The 17,558-nt window shown below is 65.0% G+C and carries 14 protein-coding genes; 2 read left to right on the top strand and 12 right to left on the bottom strand.

Going from position 1 to position 17,558, the window contains the following annotated elements:
- Positions 1-114: 114 nt before the first annotated feature.
- From OKC29_RS11790 to OKC29_RS11760, 7 genes are all read right to left on the bottom strand, one after another.
- Complete coding sequence (locus OKC29_RS11790) at positions 115-1,089, bottom strand: PstS family phosphate ABC transporter substrate-binding protein (RefSeq protein WP_011705170.1); 975 nt, start codon at positions 1,087-1,089, stop codon at positions 115-117.
- Between the two features lie 376 nt (positions 1,090-1,465).
- Positions 1,466-2,761 carry a phosphate regulon sensor histidine kinase PhoR gene (phoR, locus tag OKC29_RS11785; RefSeq protein WP_024944739.1) on the bottom strand — a complete coding sequence of 432 codons (1,296 nt, stop codon included), beginning with the start codon at positions 2,759-2,761 and terminating at the stop codon, positions 1,466-1,468.
- Positions 2,762-2,769: 8 nt separating this feature from the next.
- Complete coding sequence (gene phoB / locus OKC29_RS11780; protein ID WP_005298527.1) at positions 2,770-3,459, bottom strand: phosphate regulon transcriptional regulator PhoB; 690 nt, start codon at positions 3,457-3,459, stop codon at positions 2,770-2,772.
- Positions 3,460-3,561: 102 nt separating this feature from the next.
- A complete protein-coding gene (locus tag OKC29_RS11775; RefSeq protein ID WP_162275634.1) occupies positions 3,562-3,972 on the bottom strand; it encodes a VOC family protein in 411 nt (136 codons plus the stop codon).
- Positions 3,973-4,121: 149 nt separating this feature from the next.
- Positions 4,122-5,276 (bottom strand): CaiB/BaiF CoA transferase family protein, encoded by a 1,155-nt coding sequence (locus tag OKC29_RS11770; RefSeq protein WP_073349287.1) that lies wholly within the window; start codon positions 5,274-5,276, stop codon positions 4,122-4,124.
- Positions 5,276-6,451, bottom strand: a complete 1,176-nt coding sequence (locus OKC29_RS11765) for an acyl-CoA dehydrogenase (RefSeq protein ID WP_073349285.1) — start codon at positions 6,449-6,451, stop codon at positions 5,276-5,278. Before OKC29_RS11765 ends, OKC29_RS11770 begins: the two co-directional genes overlap by 1 nt.
- Positions 6,452-6,537: 86 nt before the next feature.
- Positions 6,538-8,214 (bottom strand): sigma-54-dependent Fis family transcriptional regulator, encoded by a 1,677-nt coding sequence (locus tag OKC29_RS11760; protein ID WP_073352372.1) that lies wholly within the window; start codon positions 8,212-8,214, stop codon positions 6,538-6,540.
- Positions 8,215-8,509: 295 nt separating this feature from the next.
- Here OKC29_RS11760 and exaC point away from each other — a divergent pair, with 295 nt between their 5' ends.
- Entirely contained in the window at positions 8,510-10,027 is a 1,518-nt protein-coding gene (gene exaC, locus OKC29_RS11755) for an acetaldehyde dehydrogenase ExaC (RefSeq protein ID WP_073349283.1), read from the top strand.
- Positions 10,028-10,068: 41 nt separating this feature from the next.
- Here exaC and OKC29_RS11750 read toward each other — a convergent pair whose 3' ends face one another.
- Positions 10,069-10,881 carry an AraC family transcriptional regulator gene (locus OKC29_RS11750; RefSeq protein WP_073349282.1) on the bottom strand — a complete coding sequence of 271 codons (813 nt, stop codon included), beginning with the start codon at positions 10,879-10,881 and terminating at the stop codon, positions 10,069-10,071.
- A gap of 103 nt (positions 10,882-10,984) precedes the next feature.
- Here OKC29_RS11750 and OKC29_RS11745 point away from each other — a divergent pair, with 103 nt between their 5' ends.
- Positions 10,985-11,884: a DMT family transporter gene (locus OKC29_RS11745; protein WP_073349280.1), complete on the top strand. Its 900-nt coding sequence runs from the start codon at positions 10,985-10,987 to the stop codon at positions 11,882-11,884.
- A gap of 85 nt (positions 11,885-11,969) precedes the next feature.
- On the opposite strand, the gene OKC29_RS11740 is transcribed toward OKC29_RS11745, so the two are convergent.
- The 4 genes from OKC29_RS11740 to OKC29_RS11725 are packed head-to-tail and all read right to left on the bottom strand — an operon-like array spanning position 11,970 to position 17,121.
- Complete coding sequence (locus tag OKC29_RS11740; protein ID WP_011705161.1) at positions 11,970-12,662, bottom strand: response regulator; 693 nt, start codon at positions 12,660-12,662, stop codon at positions 11,970-11,972.
- Between the two features lie 3 nt (positions 12,663-12,665).
- Entirely contained in the window at positions 12,666-14,234 is a 1,569-nt protein-coding gene (locus OKC29_RS11735) for an ATP-binding protein (RefSeq protein ID WP_073349278.1), read from the bottom strand.
- 17 nt (positions 14,235-14,251) lie between these two features.
- Positions 14,252-15,802, bottom strand: coding sequence for an NAD-dependent malic enzyme (locus OKC29_RS11730; RefSeq protein ID WP_073349276.1), 1,551 nt, complete (start codon positions 15,800-15,802; stop codon positions 14,252-14,254).
- A gap of 11 nt (positions 15,803-15,813) precedes the next feature.
- Entirely contained in the window at positions 15,814-17,121 is a 1,308-nt protein-coding gene (locus OKC29_RS11725; RefSeq protein ID WP_073349274.1) for a 2-hydroxycarboxylate transporter family protein, read from the bottom strand.
- Positions 17,122-17,558 lie beyond the last annotated feature (437 nt).

The following is a 17,558-nucleotide window of genomic DNA, read 5'->3' as shown; positions in this document are numbered from 1 at the left end:
CCGGTGCAAGTCGACAAATCACCCGGTCTGGCGAAAGCGGTCACATACTGCAATCGGATGGCGGCCAAAAAACAAAACGGGCCCCGCAGGGCCCGTCTGGCAAAGGAAACCGGCTTACATGATGCCCAGTTTCTTCAGGTCGGCTTCGACCACCTTGGCCGGTACCGGGACGTAGCCATCTTTGGCAACGATGTTCTGGCCCGCCTTGGAGAGCACCATCTTCAGGAACTCTTGCTCCATCGGAGAGAGCGGCTTGTTCGGGTGCTTGTTCACGTAAACGTACAGGAAGCGCGACAGCGGATACTTGCCGGTGATGGCGTTGTCAGAGGTCGCCTCGATGAAGGTCTTGCCATCCTTGGAGAGCGGTACGGCACGCACGCCGGAGGTGACGTAACCGATGCCGGAGTAGCCGATGCCGTTCAGGGAGGAGGAAACCGACTGCACCACAGAGGCAGAACCCGGCTGCTCGTTCACGCCGCTCTTGAAGTCACCGTTGCACAGGGCGTGTTCCTTGAAGTAACCGTAGGTACCGGACACCGAGTTGCGACCGAACAGTTGCAGATCCTTGGAAGACCAGTTGCCGTCCAGACCCAGATCAGCCCACTTGGTGGCGGCCTTGGCTTCGCCGCACTTGAGGGTGCTGGAGAAGATGGCATCCAGTTGCGGCATGGTCAGCCCCTTGATGGGGTTGTCCTTGTTGACGAACACCGCCAGGGCATCGACCGCGACGCGGATGGCGGTCGGCTTGTAACCGTAGCGCTTCTCGAAGGCCTCTTCCTCGCCGGATTTCATGGCGCGGCTCATGGGGCCGAACTGGGCAACGCCTTCGGTCAGTGCGGTCGGCGCGGTGGAGGAACCGGCGGCCTGGATCTGCACGTTGACGTTGGGATACATGCGCTTAAATTCTTCGGCCCACAGGGTCATCATGTTGGCCAGGGTGTCCGAGCCGACAGAGGACAGGTTGCCCGAGATGCCGCTGGTCGGAGTGTAATCCGGCAGGTTTTTATCCACACCGGCAGCCAGGGTGCTGACGGAAAACAGGGTAGCTGCGGTGAATCCGATTACACCAGCCAGTTTGTTGAGTTTCATCCAATCTCTCCAAGGTTGCAGAACGCAGTCCATCAAAACACGGGTTAACTTGGCTCACCGCCGGTCACGCCGAGCGATGCGCTGAGTGTCATTTCCTGCCCTCTTCCCCCAGTCCTGTGGTGGCAGAAGGCAAGCGTCAATCTGAGGCCGAAAGTGGTCACATCCCGAGCACTGCGATCGGCTGGTCGCGTTTCGTGCTCTCCCTGCGCCAAACCGGCGACAGGTCCGTTCTCAAGACGGCGCCAGTATCTGACCTGGCAGTGACAAATTTATGGATTTAATGTGACACTTTAATGACATGGCGGGCTTGTTTAACAAATGAAAAAAGGGCCGCCATCGCCGCCCTCTTTTGATGCCAACCCCTTGCCGGAAAAGACTATTTCACCACCACCATGCGGCCGGGGATGAGAAAGCTGAAGCGGCTGCCGAGGCCAACCCGGCTCTCGATGTCGAGCTGGCAGTCGTGGTGACTCAGGGCATGCTTGACGATGGCAAGCCCGAGCCCCGAGCCGCCGGTGTGACGGGAGCGGGCCTTGTCGACCCGATAGAAGCGCTCGGTGAGCCGCGCCAGGTGCTCGGGCGGGATCCCCTCCCCCTCGTCCTGCACCGCAAACAGCGCCATCGCCCCCTGCTTGCGCCACTCCACCGTGATCTTGCGCCCCGCCGGGGTGTAGTGGATAGCGTTGTAGACCAGGTTGGAGACGGCGCTGCGCAATTGATCCTGATCGCCACGCACCAACAGATTGGGCTGCACCATGAACTCGATCTGGTGGGCCCGCTCGCCGGAGAGCGCCCGCGCCTCCTGTTCCAGCAGCCCCAGCATGGCGGGCATGTCCACCAGGTGGGAGAGATCCACGCTCGGCGCCGCCTCGATGCGCGACAGGGTGAGCAGCTGATTGACCAGATTGTCCATGCGGATGGTCTGCTCCATCATCACTTTGTGCGCCTTGGCCCACATGGCGGGCGGCGGCGGCTCCTCGGTCATCTCCAGATAACCCTTGAGCACGGTGAGCGGGGTGCGCAGCTCGTGGGAGACGTTGGAGACGAAGTGCTTGCGGGTCTTCTCCAGGCTACGCAGCCGGGTCACGTCCCGCACCACCAGCATGGCCTGATCCTCGGCGTAGGGCATGATCCGAAACTCGAGAAACTTCTCCTCGTTGATGGGCGAGGTCATCTCGAACGGTTCGTCATACTGCCCCTTGCCGAGGTAGGCGCCGAAGGCGGGATTGCGAATGAGGTTGCCGATGTGCTGACCGGCGTCTTCCGGCCAGCGAAAACCGAGCAGCTGCTCGGCCAGCCGGTTGCACCAGAGGATGCTGCCGTCGGTGCGAAACACCACGGCCGCATCGGGCAGTGCCTCGGCCCCTTCCCGAAAGCGGCGGATCAGCCCCGCCAGCTCCCGGCGACGGGCCCGGTGGCGCTGCTGCAACTTGTAGATGCCGTTGAAAATGTACTCCCAGCTGCCGCTGCCGTTGGGGGGCACCAGGCTGCGATCGTGCCACAGCCAGTCCGACAGCCGCTTCTGGAAGCGATAGTGCCAGCCCAGGTGCAGCACGGTGGCCGCCAGCAGGCAGAGGGCGAGGGTATTCGTCAACCAGCCGACCAAGGCGAAGGGCGCATAGAAGAACGCCATTCGCCACAACTGGCGCCGCCAGGCATAAGGTTGCAACATAACTTCCTCTACAGACGGGTTGAGAAGCGATAGCCTGCGCCGCGCACCGTCTGGATCAAGCGATCGTGCCCCGTCTCTTCAATGGCCTTGCGCAGGCGACGGATGTGCACATCCACGGTTCTGTCCTCGACGTACACATTGGTACCCCAGACATTGTTGAGCAGCTGCTCGCGGCTGTAGACCCGCTCCGGGTGGGTCATGAAGAAGTGCAGCAGCTTGAATTCGGTCGGCCCCATGTCGAGCGCCTTCTCCTCGGCGCTGACCCGGTGGGAGACGGGGTCCAGTTTGAGCCCCTGCACCTCGATCACCTCGTCCACCGAGGTGGGGGAGACGCGGCGCATCACCGCATGCAGACGGGCGGTGAGCTCCTTGGGCGAGAACGGCTTGGTGATGTAGTCATCGGCCCCCGCCTCCAGCCCGCGCACCTTGTCCTCTTCCTCGCCGCGGGCGGTCAGCATCACCACCGGGATCTGGCGGGTCACCTCATCCTGCTTGAGCTGCTTGATGAACTGGATGCCGCTGCCGCCCGGCATCATCCAGTCCAGCACGATGAGTTCGGGGTAGGGTTCGCGCACCTTCGCCAATCCGTCGGCAAAATCTTCAGCTTCTACTGTTTCATATCCCTTCTGCTCGAGCACGAAGCAGAGCATTTCGCGGATCGGTGCTTCGTCCTCGACCACCAGAATTCGCTTAGCCATATCCCTTCTCTCTCCTCTGTGAAGATGGGTGCGCCAATTATTAGAACTTTCTGTGACACTTTTATGACTTTATGACAGGCGGGATGATAAACGTTTTCAGATTCAGTTGGCAGCAGTGAGTTGCAGCAGATCCCAGCGATTGCCACTGATGTCCTCGAATACCACCACGGTGCCGTAAGCCTCGATACGCGGCTGTTCACAAAAATGGACACCGTACGCCTGCATGCGCTGGTAATCGCCCCAGAAGTCGTCGGTCTCGAGGAACAGGAAGACCCGGCCGCCCCCCTGCTGGCCGATGGCGGCCCGCTGCTCCGGGGTGGCGGCCCGCGCCAGCAACAGCGCGGAACCGGGGGCCCCCTTGGGGGCAACCCGCACCCAGCGCTTGCCCGGTTTGCCCGGCTCGTCGAGGGGAGTGTCTTCCAGCAGCTCGAACCCCAGTCCCTGGGTAAAGAAGGTGATGGCCTGATCGTAATCGGCCACCAGCAGGGCCAGGGCGCCAATGTGTTGTGCCATGGGAAGTTCCTCAACAGATGAATGGACGGGGCGCATCATAACGGGGGACGGCCCCGGGCTCCAGCACCGGGGCAGATGAGAGGACATAAGGGTAGAAAGCGGGAGCATCCCGTCGGGCAGGCGCAACTTCCCCGCCTAAAGCAACCGGTTCAGCCCTGCCCGAGCCAGTCGCGCAGCACGCTATCCCGGTCCCCGTCCAGCGCCGGCGAGGCGCGCCCGTAGCGCACCGGGGTGGCCGACAGATGCAGCGGGTTGGCCAGGGTGGGCAAGGATTGTTCGCCACGCTGCACCTGCTGCACCCAGCCGCGCACCGCCCCCTGCTCGAGGGCAAACAGCGCATCCAGAGCGAGGATGGGGCCGCCCGGCACCCCGGCCGCCTCCAGCATGGCACTCCACTCGGCGCTGCTGCGCGCCAGCAGCCGCTCGGCAATCAGGGCATTGAGCCGGTGGCGCTGGCGCACCCGGGCGCTGTTGCTGGCAAAGTCGGGGTCCGTCGCCCACCCTGGTTCCCCCAGCAGGGCCGCCAGCGCGGCAAACTGGCCGTCGTTGCCCACCGCGAGGATCAGATGACCATCCCGGGTGGGATAGACGTCGTAGGGAACGATATTGGGGTGGCCGTTGCCAAGGCGTCCGGGCGCCTGCCCGGTGGCGAGATAGTTCATCGCCTGGTTGGCCAGCACCGCCACCGACACGTCGAGCAGGGCCAGATCGATCTGCTGCCCCTCCCCGGTTCGCTCACGGTGGCGCAGGGCCGCCTGGATGCCGATGGTGGCGTAGAGGCCGGTGAGGATGTCGACAAGCGCCACCCCCACCTTGACCGGCCCGCCGCCGGGGGCCTCGTCGGGCTGGCCGGTGATGCTCATCAAGCCGCCCAGACCCTGGATCAGCAGATCGTAACCGGGTCGCTGGGCCCAGGGACCGTCCTGGCCAAAACCGGTGATGGAGCAGTAGATGAGCGCCGGACGGCGGGCCTTGAGGCTCGGGTAGTCGAGGCCGTAGCGCGCCAGCCCCCCTACCTTGAAGTTCTCGATCACCACGTCGGCACAGTCCACCAATGCCAGCAGGGTGTTTCTGTCGCGCGCTAGATCCAGGGCGATGGAGCGCTTGCCCCGGTTGGCGGCATGAAAGTAGGCCGCCTCCCCCGCCACCAGCTCGGGCGGGCCCCAGTGGCGGGTGTCGTCGCCGCGCCCGGGGGCCTCCACCTTGACCACGTCGGCGCCGAGATCGGCAAGCAGCTGGCTGGCCCAGGGGCCGGCCAGCACGCGGCTGAGATCCAGCACGCGCACGCCGGCAAGGGGCCCCATCACTCAAACGCCTGCAGGTCGGTCTGGGCCCGCCCCAGGATCAGGGCGTGGATGTCGTGGGTCCCCTCGTAGGTGTTGACCGCCTCCAGGTTCATCACGTGGCGAATGACGTGAAACTCGTCGCTGATGCCGTTGCCGCCGTGCATGTCGCGGGCGACGCGGGCTATCTCCAGCGCCTTGCCGCAGCTGTTGCGCTTGATGAGCGACACCAGCTCCACCGGGCAGAGCCCTTCGTCCATCAGGCGCCCGGCCTGCAGGCAGCCCTGCAGGCCGAGGGCAATCTCGGTCTGCATGTTGGCCAGCTTGAGCTGAAACAGCTGGGTGGCGGCCAGCGGGCGGCCGAACTGCTGGCGATCCAGCCCGTACTGACGGGCGGCATGCCAGCAGAACTCGGCGGCGCCAAGCGCGCCCCAGGCGATGCCGTAGCGCGCCTTGTTGAGGCAGCCGAACGGCCCCTTGAGACCGCTCACTCCGGCCAGCCGGTTCGCTTCTGGCACGAAGACCCGCTCCATCACTATCTCGCCGGTGATGGAGGCGCGCAGGGAGAACTTGCCCTCGATCTTGGGGGCAGAGAGCCCGGCCATCCCCTTCTCCAGCACGAAGCCGGTGATCTCGCCATCCAGCTTGGCCCACACCACGAACAGATCGGCGATGGGGGAGTTGGTGATCCACATCTTGTTGCCGGTCAGCAGATAGCCGCCGTCAACCCGCTCGGCGCGGCTCTTCATGGAGCCAGGGTCGGAGCCCGCGTCCGGCTCGGTGAGGCCGAAGCAGCCCACCAGCTCGCCCCGGGCCAGCCCCGGCAACCAACGCTGGCGCTGGGCCTCGTCGCCATAGGCGTGGATCGGGTGCATCACCAGGGACGACTGCACGCTCATGGCCGAACGGTAGCCACTGTCGACCCGCTCCACCTCCCGGGCGATGAGGCCGTAGGCCACGTGATTGACCCCGGCGCAGCCATACTGCTCCGGCAGGGTGGCGCCGAGCAGTCCCAGCTCCCCCAGCTCGTTCATGATGGTGCGGTCAAACTGCTCGCGGCGGTTCGCCTCCAGCACCCTGGGCATCAGCCGCGCCTGACAGTAGTCGCGGGCGGCGTCGCGGATGAGCCGCTCCTCTTCGCCGAGCTGGGCATCGAGAAAGAAGGGGTCTTGCCAATCAAATCGGGTACGCGTCATAAAGCACTCCATGCCATGCAAAAGAATCATCAAAGGGTCTCTTGTGGACCCATCTTAACCACGAAAAAGCTCGGGTAAAAAACACCTCAGCCTGCCTCCCGCAGCGCCCGATAGAGGGTGGTACGGCTGATGCCGAGCCGGCGAGCCGCCTCGCTCACGTTGCCATCGCACTCTGTCAGGGTCTGCTGCACCCGTTGCCGGTTCTGCTCGCGCAATGTGCTGCCCGCCAGCGCTGTGGTGGCGGCCGGCGCCACGGCCACGGTCGGCAGATGCAGGTGGGCAAGCTCAATCCAGCCCTGCCCCTCCGCCAGCACGCAGGCCACCTCCAGCGCCTGCTTGAGCTGGCGCACGTTGCCGGGCAGCGGGTAGGCCAGCAGTTGGCGCTCGGCCTCATCGGTCAGGCGCAGGGCAGGATCCATCTCTGCCAGTAGCCGCCGAACCAGCGCCTGCCGCTCGCGGGGCGGCCAGTCGCGCAGCGGCGCCAGCTGCTGGCGCCAGCCGCAGATACGGTAGTAGAGATCTTCGCGGAAGGTGCCGGCCGCCACCATGGCCGCCAGATCCCGATGGCTGGCGCTGACCAGCCAGAAATCCACCGCCTCGGGTTTGTGGCTGCCAACCGGGGTGACGGCGCGCTCCTGCAGCACTCTGAGCAACCGGGTCTGGGCCAGCAGCGGCAGCTCGCCGATCTCGTCCAACATCAGGATGCCGCCGTGGGCGGCGCGCAGATACCCCTGGCTGCCCTGGCTGCGGGCACCGCTGAAGGCGCCCCCCACATAGCCAAACAGCTCGGCCTCCACCAGATCGGCCGGCAGGGCGCCGCAGTTGACGCACACCAGCGGTTGTGCCCGCCGGCTCGACTGCCCGTGCAGTTCGCGCACCAGATGCTCCTTGCCGCTGCCGGTCTCCCCCTCGATGAGCAGCGAGATGCCGCGCTCCAGCATCTTGAGCGGCACCTGCCGGCCGTGCGAATCGCCGGCATCGGCCGGCAGGCTGGGCAGGGTCGCCACGGGATGAGCCTCCGGCACCAGTCTCAGCCCGCGTCGATCCCGCAGCAGCTGCTTGCCGTCGAAGGGGTGCTGGCCGAGCCAGAGCCGACCGGCCCGGTTGGCTCCGAGCAGCTCGCCCTCCTCCCCCAGCAGCAGACGGGCGGACCAGAGACTCTGGGGCTCGAGATCCACCAGCCAGCCCGGCTGGCGTGCCAGCAACGCGTTTTCCAGGGTCATGGCCAACAGCCGCACCGTGCCCAGCATGTCACCGTCGTGATGAGCCGCATCGGTGGAGATGTCGAGCACCCCGAGTAGTTGCCCGTCTGGCCCGAGCAGCGGACAGGCGCTGCAGCTGAGAAAGCTGTGCTGGGCGAAGAAGTGCTGATTGCCGAGCACCTGCACCTCGCTCTGCTCGGCCAGCGCGGTGCCGATAGCGTTGGTGCCCTTGCTCGCCTCCCCCCAGCGGGCGCCGCTGCACAAAAAAATGCGCTCGGCGTGGCGGGCGAAGCCGTCGTCACCACTGGCGGCCAGGATGGCGCCCTCGCCATCGCACAGCATCAACCGACAGGGGCGCCCTGCCAGCAACTGGCCAAACAGCGGCAACACGAAACGCTGGAAGCTGGCGATCAGCACCCTGTGCTGCTCCTGACGGGCCGACAGCTCCCCCTGGGGCAGCAAGTCCAGCTCGGCGCTCTGCCGGCGGCTCAGCCCCTGATGCAGGCAGCGCTGCCAGGAACGCTCGATCGGGCTGGCACTGGATTGAGATAATTCGCTCACCATACCTCCTGTTCACAAACGGCACGCATGGGGCCGGCAAATGCGGATAACACGCTCATCACGCCTCCTGTTCACAAACGGCACGACTGTCACGGTCACTGTCCAGAATCGGCACAGTTTCCTCACCTTCGCCCTGGTCATTGGTTAACCAAGATACGCTGCCGCACCCCGTTTGATAACGTTTTTGTAACTTTTACTGTGCTGGTCAGACCCTCTGGCACGCCCCTTGCGATACACAGCAGCAACCGGGTTGCCCGCCAGCCCGGTCAGGACCACACACATAAAGGATGATGAGATGATTTATACCGCTCCCGGTCAGGCAGGTGCCCTGGTCAGCTTCAAGTCCCGTTACGACAACTTCATCGGTGGTGAGTGGGTGGCGCCACGCGCCGGCCGCTACTTTGAAAATATCTCGCCGGTGGACGGCAAGGTGTTCTGCGAAGTGGCCCGCTCCGACGCCGCCGACATAGAGCTGGCGCTGGATGCCGCCCACAAGGCATTTGCCAGCTGGAGCAAGACCAGCGTCACCGAGCGCAGCAACCTGCTGCTGCGCATCGCCGATCGCATCGAACAGAACATCGAGGTGCTCGCCATCGCCGAGACCTGGGAGAACGGCAAGGCGGTGCGCGAGACCCTGGCCGCCGACCTGCCGCTGGTGGTGGATCACTTCCGCTACTTCGCCGGCTGCATCCGCGCCCAGGAGGGCTCGGCCGCCGAGCTGGATCAGAACACCGTCAGCTACCACTTCAAGGAGCCCATCGGGGTAGTCGGCCAGATCATCCCGTGGAACTTCCCGCTGCTGATGGCGGCCTGGAAGCTGGCCCCGGTGCTGGCGGCCGGCTGCTGCAGCGTGCTCAAGCCCGCCGAGCAGACCCCGGTCACCATCATGCTGATGATGGATCTCATCAAGGACATCCTGCCTGCCGGGGTGGTCAACGTGGTCAACGGCTTCGGCGCCGAGGCGGGCCAGGCGCTCGCCACCAGCAACCGCATCCAGAAGCTCGCCTTCACCGGCTCCACCGAGGTGGGTGCCCATATCCTGCGCTGCGCCGCCGACAAGCTGATCCCCTCCACCGTGGAGCTGGGGGGCAAGTCCCCCAACATCTACTTCGCCGACGTGATGCAGCACGAGAGCAGTTACATCGACAAGGCAGTGGAAGGGATGCTGATGACCTTCTTCAACCAGGGCGAGGTATGCACCTGCCCCTCCCGTGCCCTGGTACAGGCCAGCATCTATGACGACTTCATGGACAAGGTACTGGCCCGCGCCCGCACCATAGTGCAGGGCAATCCCCTCGACACATCCACCCAGGTCGGTGCCCAGGCGTCGCGCGAGCAGTTCGACAAGATCCTGAGCTACATGGAGATCGGTCGCGGCGAAGGGGCCAAGATGCTGATCGGCGGCGGCCCGGCCAGGGTGAGCGGGCTGGAGGGGGGCTTCTACATCCAGCCCACCATCTTCTCGGGTCAGAACAAGATGCGGGTGTTCCAGGAGGAGATCTTCGGGCCGGCGCTCGGGGTCACTACCTTCAAGGACGAGGCGGATGCGCTGGCGATTGCCAACGACACCCAGTACGGGCTGGGAGCGGGCCTGTGGACACGCGACAGCAACCTGGCCTGGCGCATGGGACGCGGTATCCAGGCCGGCCGGGTCTGGGTCAACTGCTACCACGCCTACCCGGCGCACGCGGCCTTTGGCGGCTACAAGAAGTCAGGGATCGGCCGCGAGACCCACAAGATGATGCTGGACCACTACCAGAACACCAAGAACCTGCTGGTGAGCCACGACATCAATCCCCTCGGCTTCTTCTAAGCCCCTCTCATGATCAACAAGGGCGCCTGCGGGCTCCCTTTTCATTGCTGGAGCGCCGCCTGCCCGGCACCGATGCCCAGCTGCTGGCGATAACGCTGGGGCGAGCAGCCCAGCTCCCGGTTGAACATGGCGATAAAGGCCGAGGTGGAGCCGTAACCGAGCCGCCAGCCAATCTCCTGCACCGGCAGTTCGCCCTTGAGCCAGGCCAGCGCCTTGAGCAGCTTGAGGCGGGCCCGCCACTGGCCGAAGTTCATCCCCAGTTCCCGCACGCAGCGCCTGGCCAGGGTGCGCTCGGTGGTGTGCAGCTGCTCGGCCCACTGGGCCAGGGTGCGCGGGTCGGCGGGGTCGCTGTAGAGCGCAGCCAGCATGGGGGCCAGCAGCTTGTCCTGGCTCATGGGCAGGTAGCTGTCCTGGCAGCGGGTGCGGGTCAGCTTCTCCACCAGCAGCTCGGCCTGGCGCACGTCCCACTCATCCGCCATGTGGCCCAGCTTGCGATCGCAAAAATCCGCCAGCATGGCGCGGATCAGCGGGGTCATCTGCAGCAGCCTGGGCTCGGCCGGCAGCCGCGCCGCCAGGGCGTGATTGACGTAGATGGAGGTGTAATCGAGAGCCTGCTGGTTGTAGGAGGCGTGCTCCAGATCCGCCGGCACCCAGATGAGGTAGTCGGCCGGCGCCACCAGCCGGTGATCGTCCAGCACTATCTCCATCACCCCCAGACTGATGAGGCTGAGCTGGCCCCAGGGGTGGCTGTGGGGCGCACATGCGCTCTCGGCCTGAATCTGCTGATAGCGCAGATAGAGCGGATTGGGCGCTGGCAGATGCAGGTCCGTCGGATGGTAGTGACGTATGGCCATGGCGGGCGGATTGTCCTTTGCGCGGGATGATTTGTCAGTTTTACGTTACTTGATATCAGAAAGACAAGGGTAGACTGGTCACCTCGATAATAAGGAGTCTTTGATGCGTATCTTCTACCCGCTGATGTTTCCGCTGCTCGCCGTGCTGATCTGGGCCACCAATACCGTGGTGTCCAAGGCCGCCGCCGATGTGCTGGATCCCGCGGCCATCTCCTTCTACCGCTGGGTGATCGCCTCCCTGGCACTGACCCCCTTCTGCCTGCCGCAGCTGTGGCGCCGCCGTGGCGAGATCCGCCCCTGGCTCGGCAAGCTGCTGGTGCTGGCGGCCCTTGGCATGGTGCTTTATCAGTGCCTCGCCTACTACGCCGCCCACACCACCTCGGCCACCAACATGGGGGTCATCGGCTCCCTCATCCCGCTGCTGACCCTGCTGCAGAGCGCGCTCTTATTCGGCCAACGGCCGGGCAAACAGGCGCTGCTCGGCATGAGTATCTCCCTGTTCGGGGTATTCTGGCTGCTGAGCCTGGGCCAGCCGCTGGCACTGCTGCACGACGGCATCAATCAGGGGGACGGCCTGATGCTGCTCGGCTCCGCCAGCTACGCCCTCTATGGCCTGTTGATCCGCCGCTGGCAGCTGCCGTTCGGCCCCTGGCTCAACCTCTACCTGCAGATCCTGCTGGCGGTCTTGCTGCTGATCCCGGTGGCCCTCTGTGCCGAGTCGCTGGCGGTGCCGGCCGAAGGCTGGGGACTGGTGCTGTTTGCCGGCATCGCCTCCTCCCTCTTCGCCGCCTACTGCTGGATGCGCGGCCTTGCCTGCATGGGGGCAGAGCGCACCTCGGTGTTCATGAACCTGATGCCGCTGTGCACGGCGCTGATCGCCGTCATCAGCCTGGGGGAGCCGATACACGGCTACCACCTGCTGGGGGGCGGTCTCATCCTGGCGGGGGTCATGCTCTCCCAGTTCAAACCGAAGGCCCGCCCGGCCCTGCTGGAAGAGGCCTGAGCGGCCTTTTTACACCAACGACAGACACAAAAAAGGGAGCTCAGGCTCCCTTTTTGTTGGTATGCATCCGCATGCGGCAAGCGGCTCAACTGCCCCGCCGCCAGTGGTAGCGGCGCTCGGGCCGGCCACGCTGACCGTAGTTGAGGTCCACATCCACCCGGTCCTCCGATTCCAGATACTCCAGATAGCGGCGCGCCGTGGTGCGGCTGAGGGACAAGCGCAGCGCCACCGTGTCGGTGGAGAAGGCGCTGTCCGGCTCACCCGCCAGCAGCTCCAGCACCTGGCGCAGGGTGATGGCGTCGATCCCCTTGGGGGTGTCACGCACCTCGCGCCCCTGGGGCCTCACCTTGCCCATCAAGCGGTCCAGGTCGCTCTGCTCGAGGGAGCCGCGCTCGCAGATGCGCCGGTGCAGGGTGAGGATCTCGTCCAGGCTCTGCTGGATGCGAAACAGCCGCAGCGGTTTGATGATGTAATCCTGCACCCCCTGATTGAGGGCCTGCTGGATGGTCTCCACGTCGCAGGAGGCGGTCACCATGATGACGTAGGCTTCGCGGTTGTGGCTGCGCAGCCGGTTCACCCACTCCAGGCCGGAGCCGTCGGGCAGGGAGATGTCCACCAGCAACAGTTGCGGCTGGGCCGCGCGCATCATGAGATCGGCCTGGGTCAGGCTCTCGGCCCGACCCAGCAGGGAAAATCCGGGGGTGGAGGAGACCAGCTCGGCCAGAATGGATCCTATCCGTTCGTCATCCTCGATCACCAGAGTGAAAATGGGCTCCATAGATCACACCAATTGGTTTTTATTCAAGTAGATACCGAACAGCGTCGTCTGTTCGGCGGTGCGGCGCCATTCTATCACACCCCCTCGCCTGGCCACCGTCTCCTTGACCAGGAACAGGCCGACACCGTGATCGCCGGTCTGGCGACTGATGCCGTAATCAAACAGATGATCCGCCAGCGCCTCGTCCACCCCCTCGCCGCTGTCCTCCACCTCGATCACCAGCCGGCGCCCGAAGTCGTTGAGGGAGATGAGCACCCGTGGCGGACACTGCTTGCGCCGGGCCCAGGCGGCGCGAATGCCGTTGTCCAGCAGGTTGCCGATGAGGGTGATGAGATCCGCCGACACCGCCGCCGGGTACTCGCCCAGCGCCGAATCGGGATCCAGCACCAGCTCCACCCCGAGCTCGCGGGCCCGGCTGAACTTGCCGAGGATGAGCCCGGCCACCGGCTTGTCCTCGATGGCCCGCAGCAGATCGTGCAGCATGGTCTGGCACGCCTCGCTCTCCTGCTGGATCAGCTCCACCGCCTGCTCCACATGGCCCAGCTGCAGCAGGCCGGAGAGGCTGCTGAGCTTGTTGGCGAACTCGTGGGTTTGCATCCGCAGCATCTCGGCATACTGGCGCAGGTGAGTCACCTGCATGCCGAGGCTGCCGGTCACCTCGGGGCGGCTGAAGATCAGCAGCCGGCCGGGGATCTTGCCCTCCACCGCCTGCCAGCGCCCGATGAAGGACTCGCCGTGCACGGTGAAGCCGAGCTCGGTCTCGACCTGGGTCAGGGCGGGGGCGAGCGGCGGCGACAACTCCGCCAGCGGCTGGCCAAGCAGGGAGTGGCGACCGGTGCCGGGCAGGCGCAGCTGGTAAAAGGCGGCGCTGTTGAGCATGCGGATATGGCCGTGACTGTCGAGAGCGATCACCCCCTCCGAAATGTGCTCCAGCACCAGCTCCTGCAGCACGAAGCGGTTGACGATGGTCTCCGGCTCCAGATCCAGCAGGGTGCGCCGCAGCCGATGCTGGATCCAGAGCGCCAGCAGCAGGCCGCAGCCCAGCACGGCGCCGATGGCGCTGATGAGCAGGGCGATCCGATCCAGATAGATGCCCTCCACCGTCTGCATCAGATAACCCACCACCACGGCGCCGATGGCGCGCCCGTCCGCCCCGATCACCGGGGCAAAGCAGCGAATGGCCGGCCCCAGGGTGCCCACGTCCTTGGAGCAATAACTGCTGCGCTCGTTGAGGGAGGGCCAGATATCCTCACCGCGAAACAGGCCACCCACCAGCTCCGGGGAGGGGTGGCTCAGCCGGCGGGCGTGCTCGTCGGTCACTACCATGTAGGCGGCATCGGTACGGCTGCAGATCCCCTGCACATAGTCGCGCAGACCCGGATCGCTGCCCCACTCCAGCGCCTGCACTACCCGCTGGTCCGCCGCCAGCACCCGTGCCAGATCGCCCCCCTTCTCCTCCAGGTTCACTTCCAGCAGGTGGCGGATAAAAAGCGCCAGCAGGCTGCCCAGGATGACGATCAGGAGCAGTGACAGGCCCAGGGAGAGGGTGACCAGTTGGTGACGCAGTTTCATCGATTAGCCTTGCAACATCAGGACGCGGACCAATAGTGCGGGCGCCACCAGGTCTGGTCAATCAAAGGTGCGGGATCGCCGGCAAAATCGGCCAGCCCCTCGGCACGGGCACACAGTGCCACCGCTCTCGCCACGGCACGGGCCACTTCTCCCACCTGTTCGATGGGAGGCAGCAGCCGCCCTTCGGCCAGTGGATAGGCACCCACCGCCTGCACCGCCGCCCGCAGCATGCCGTCGCTGATGCGCCGCGCCTTGACCGCACAGGCCCCGAGGCCAATGCCCGGGAACACATAGACGTTGTTGCACTGGGAGACCACCCGCGCCGTCCCGTCCACCGCCACCGGCGGGAAGGGGCTACCGGTGGCGAGCAGAGCGCGCCCGCCGGTCGCCTGCCACACCTGGGCCGGGGTCGCCTCGGCGCTGCGGGTGGGGTTGGAGAGCGGCAGGATCACCGGCCGCTCGCACACCTCCCCCATGGCCGTCAGCACCGCCGCGTCGAACAGGCCACCCTGACCGCTTACCCCGATCAATACCCCGGGGCGCACCCGCTCGATGAGCGCGGCCAAGGAGTGGCACGCCTCCGCCGCCGGGCGGGCAAACGGCTGCTGGGCCGGGGTGAGCCCGGCCCGGTCCAGGCAGACCAGGCCATCCTGATCGAACAGCTGCACCCGCTCCGTGCTGCCCGCCAGCTGGGCCAGCATGGCGGCGATACCGCAGCCGGCCGAGCCGGCCCCGACGATCAGCACCGGGGTCTCGGCAAGCACACTGCCCGCCTGCTGCAGTCCCGCCAGCACGCAGGCCGACGCCACCGCCGCCGTGCCCTGGATGTCGTCGTTGAACATGCAAAGCTCATCGCGGTAACGAGCCAGCAGATTGGCGGCATGCTTGCCGGCAAAGTCTTCAAACTGCAGCACCACCTGGGGCCAGCGTTTGCGAATGGCGGCCACCACCTTGTCCATGAACTGGTAATAGGGCTCGCCATCCACCCGCGGCGCCTGCCAGCCGAGGTAGGAGTCATCTTCCAGCAGCTCGGGGTTGTTGGTGCCCACGTCCACGCACAGCGGCAGGGTGCGCGCCGGATTGATGCCGCCAGCGGCGGAGTAGAGCGCCAGCTTGCCGATGCAGATCCCCATGCCGCCGATGCCGAGATCGCCGAGCCCCAGCACCCGCTCGCCATCGGAGATGACGATGACGTCCACCTCCTGCTCCACCGCCGCGAAGATGTCATCCAGCTCGTCCCGGTCGTGCCAGGAGAGGTAGAGGCCGTGGCTGCGCAGATAAAGATCGCTGTGGCGCTGGCACGCCTCCCCCACCACCGGGGTGTAGATGATGGGCAACAGCTCGGGCAGGTGGTGGCGCACCAGCTCGTAAAACAGTACCGGGTTGTCCTCCTGCAGCTGGCGCAGCAGCAGGTGCTGATCAAACGGGCTCTGCATGGCCGAAACCAGCCGGTAGATGCGGCGCCGCTGCTGGGCCAGCGACTCCTCCTTGTGGGGCATGCGCCCCATCAGCCCCTGTCGCTTGCGTTCGGCATAGGGCAGGCTGGTGCCCATCATGATGTCGTTCATTATCTTGTTCCTTATGCCAGCAGCGAAATGAGCAGGGTGGCCAGGATCAGCATGACGGCCCCCCCGAGACGGGAAGAGATCTGGGCAAACGGCATCAATGTCATGCGCTGGGCCGCCGAGAGCACGGCCACGTCGCCGGTGCCCCCCATGTTGGCCATGCACAGGCCGCCGGTGATGGCCGCCTCAATGGGGTAGAAGCCGATCATTCGGCCCACCAGCGCCGCCCCCAGGGCACCGCCAACCACGGTCACCAGTACCAGCACGAAGTAGCTGACCGAGAAGGCGCCGATAAGCTCGGGGATGCTGGTGTAGGCGACACCGATCCCCACCAGCAGGGAGGGAGTCAGGTTGCTCACCACGAACTGGTACCAGTCGGCCGCCGCCTGCTCGTAACGGCGGGGCAGCAGGCCGCTCACCTTGATGACGGCCACCGCCAGGATCATCAGGGCGAAAGGATGCATGGGGATGAAGTTGCCGAGCAATGAGCCCAGCACGAACATGCTGGAGCTGATGAAGAGCCCGAGACCCAGGCTCTCCAGCGTCGGCGCCTGCACCTTCTCTTCGGCCACGCCAGCGGCACTCTCTTTTATCATCAGCTTGCCATTGCCGGTCAGGGAGGGGTAGCGGCGACCGAGGCGGGCCAGCAAGGTCCCCACCAGGATGGCCAGGGTGTTGGCGATCACCACCGCCGGCACCATGCGCGACAGCAGATCGGCACTCGACATCTGCAACGGCCCGGAGAGGATCTCCACCAGCGGCACGGCGCCGGCCCCCATGCCGCCGCCCATGATGGGCAGGCCGATCAGCAGCACCGCATTCTTGAAACCATACCCCATCAGGGCACCCACCAGACCAACGCTGAGCAGCGCCAGCGCGACGCCCCCCAGGATCACCGGCAGGTAGCGCATGGCGGCGTTTTTCAGCAGGGCGCCGCTCATGCCGAACACCGAGCCGGTCACCAGGCTGGCGATGAAGAAGTTGAGAAAGCCCCCCTCCTTCATGAAGCCGATGATCACCTGGCCCGCCTCGACGGGCAGGATCCGGTATTCAAACAGGGCGGCGCCGCCGAAGATGGCGAGTATGGTGCCACCCCCCAGGTATTCACGGATGGGGGTAATGCGCTCGCCCAGCTCGGTCAGCAAGGTGCCGAGCACGAACATCAAGGCCAGCGCACCGACCATGCCGAGTGGCAGAGAGCCGTTCCAGCCCGAGAAGAGAACGCAGGTGGCAAGCCCGAGGAAGATCATCATGGGCATGCCGGCAATCTGTCGGTCGCCAAACAGCGCGATCCGGGTTGGTGGGGTAGAGAGGTTTTTCATTGTTATGCTCCAGCGTGTGGTGTGGCGCCACTCTAGCTATCTCTCTCTCCCCTGTCGGTTAGCCTCTCTGCAAAGGCATATAAAAACATTAAATTCTTAAACGTTATGGCTGGCAGAGGATGCCGCCAGGCCTGTTATTGGCATTATTAAGACGCACTATTGTGCCGCGCCAATCAAACCGGTGGGCACTCATCTCTCAATGCCATCAGGCTCTTGATGGGGCCATTATCAAATAACGATTAAATAATGGGCGGCATGCTTCTCAATAATGGGAAACCATGCTTGCCCCGCTCCACGCTATTTCGATTGATCACCGGCAAGGATTGAGTAGTGATCTCAAGATCGGCAAATGCCAATCGGATAAACCGCCGCAGACCGGAAGAGACAACTGGAAGATTGCGGGCGGGCGATCACGACGAGGCCCACAAGGATGATCT

This window comes from Aeromonas sp. QDB34 (assembly GCF_027705405.1).
GTDB classification, from domain to species: Bacteria; Pseudomonadota; Gammaproteobacteria; order Enterobacterales; family Aeromonadaceae; genus Aeromonas; species Aeromonas hydrophila.
This window is presented reverse-complemented; position numbering and strand designations above follow the sequence as displayed.

Bases quoted from the DNA above. Each gene is read 5' to 3' on its own strand.
- OKC29_RS11790 (WP_011705170.1), bottom strand. From the start codon at position 1,089: ATGAAACTCAACAAACTGGCTGGTGTAATCGGATTCACCGCAGCTACC.
- OKC29_RS11770 (WP_073349287.1), bottom strand. From the start codon at position 5,276: ATGGGGCCCCTTGCCGGCGTGCGCGTGCTGGATCTCAGCCGCGTGCTG.
- exaC (WP_073349283.1), top strand. From the start codon at position 8,510: ATGATTTATACCGCTCCCGGTCAGGCAGGTGCCCTGGTCAGCTTCAAG.
- phoB (WP_005298527.1), bottom strand. From the start codon at position 3,459: ATGGCTAAGCGAATTCTGGTGGTCGAGGACGAAGCACCGATCCGCGAA.
- phoR (WP_024944739.1), bottom strand. From the start codon at position 2,761: ATGTTGCAACCTTATGCCTGGCGGCGCCAGTTGTGGCGAATGGCGTTC.
- OKC29_RS11740 (WP_011705161.1), bottom strand. From the start codon at position 12,662: ATGGAGCCCATTTTCACTCTGGTGATCGAGGATGACGAACGGATAGGA.
- OKC29_RS11725 (WP_073349274.1), bottom strand. From the start codon at position 17,121: ATGAAAAACCTCTCTACCCCACCAACCCGGATCGCGCTGTTTGGCGAC.
- OKC29_RS11745 (WP_073349280.1), top strand. From the start codon at position 10,985: ATGCGTATCTTCTACCCGCTGATGTTTCCGCTGCTCGCCGTGCTGATC.
- OKC29_RS11765 (WP_073349285.1), bottom strand. From the start codon at position 6,451: ATGACGCGTACCCGATTTGATTGGCAAGACCCCTTCTTTCTCGATGCC.
- OKC29_RS11730 (WP_073349276.1), bottom strand. From the start codon at position 15,802: ATGAACGACATCATGATGGGCACCAGCCTGCCCTATGCCGAACGCAAG.
- OKC29_RS11735 (WP_073349278.1), bottom strand. From the start codon at position 14,234: ATGAAACTGCGTCACCAACTGGTCACCCTCTCCCTGGGCCTGTCACTG.
- OKC29_RS11775 (WP_162275634.1), bottom strand. From the start codon at position 3,972: ATGGCACAACACATTGGCGCCCTGGCCCTGCTGGTGGCCGATTACGAT.
- OKC29_RS11750 (WP_073349282.1), bottom strand. From the start codon at position 10,881: ATGGCCATACGTCACTACCATCCGACGGACCTGCATCTGCCAGCGCCC.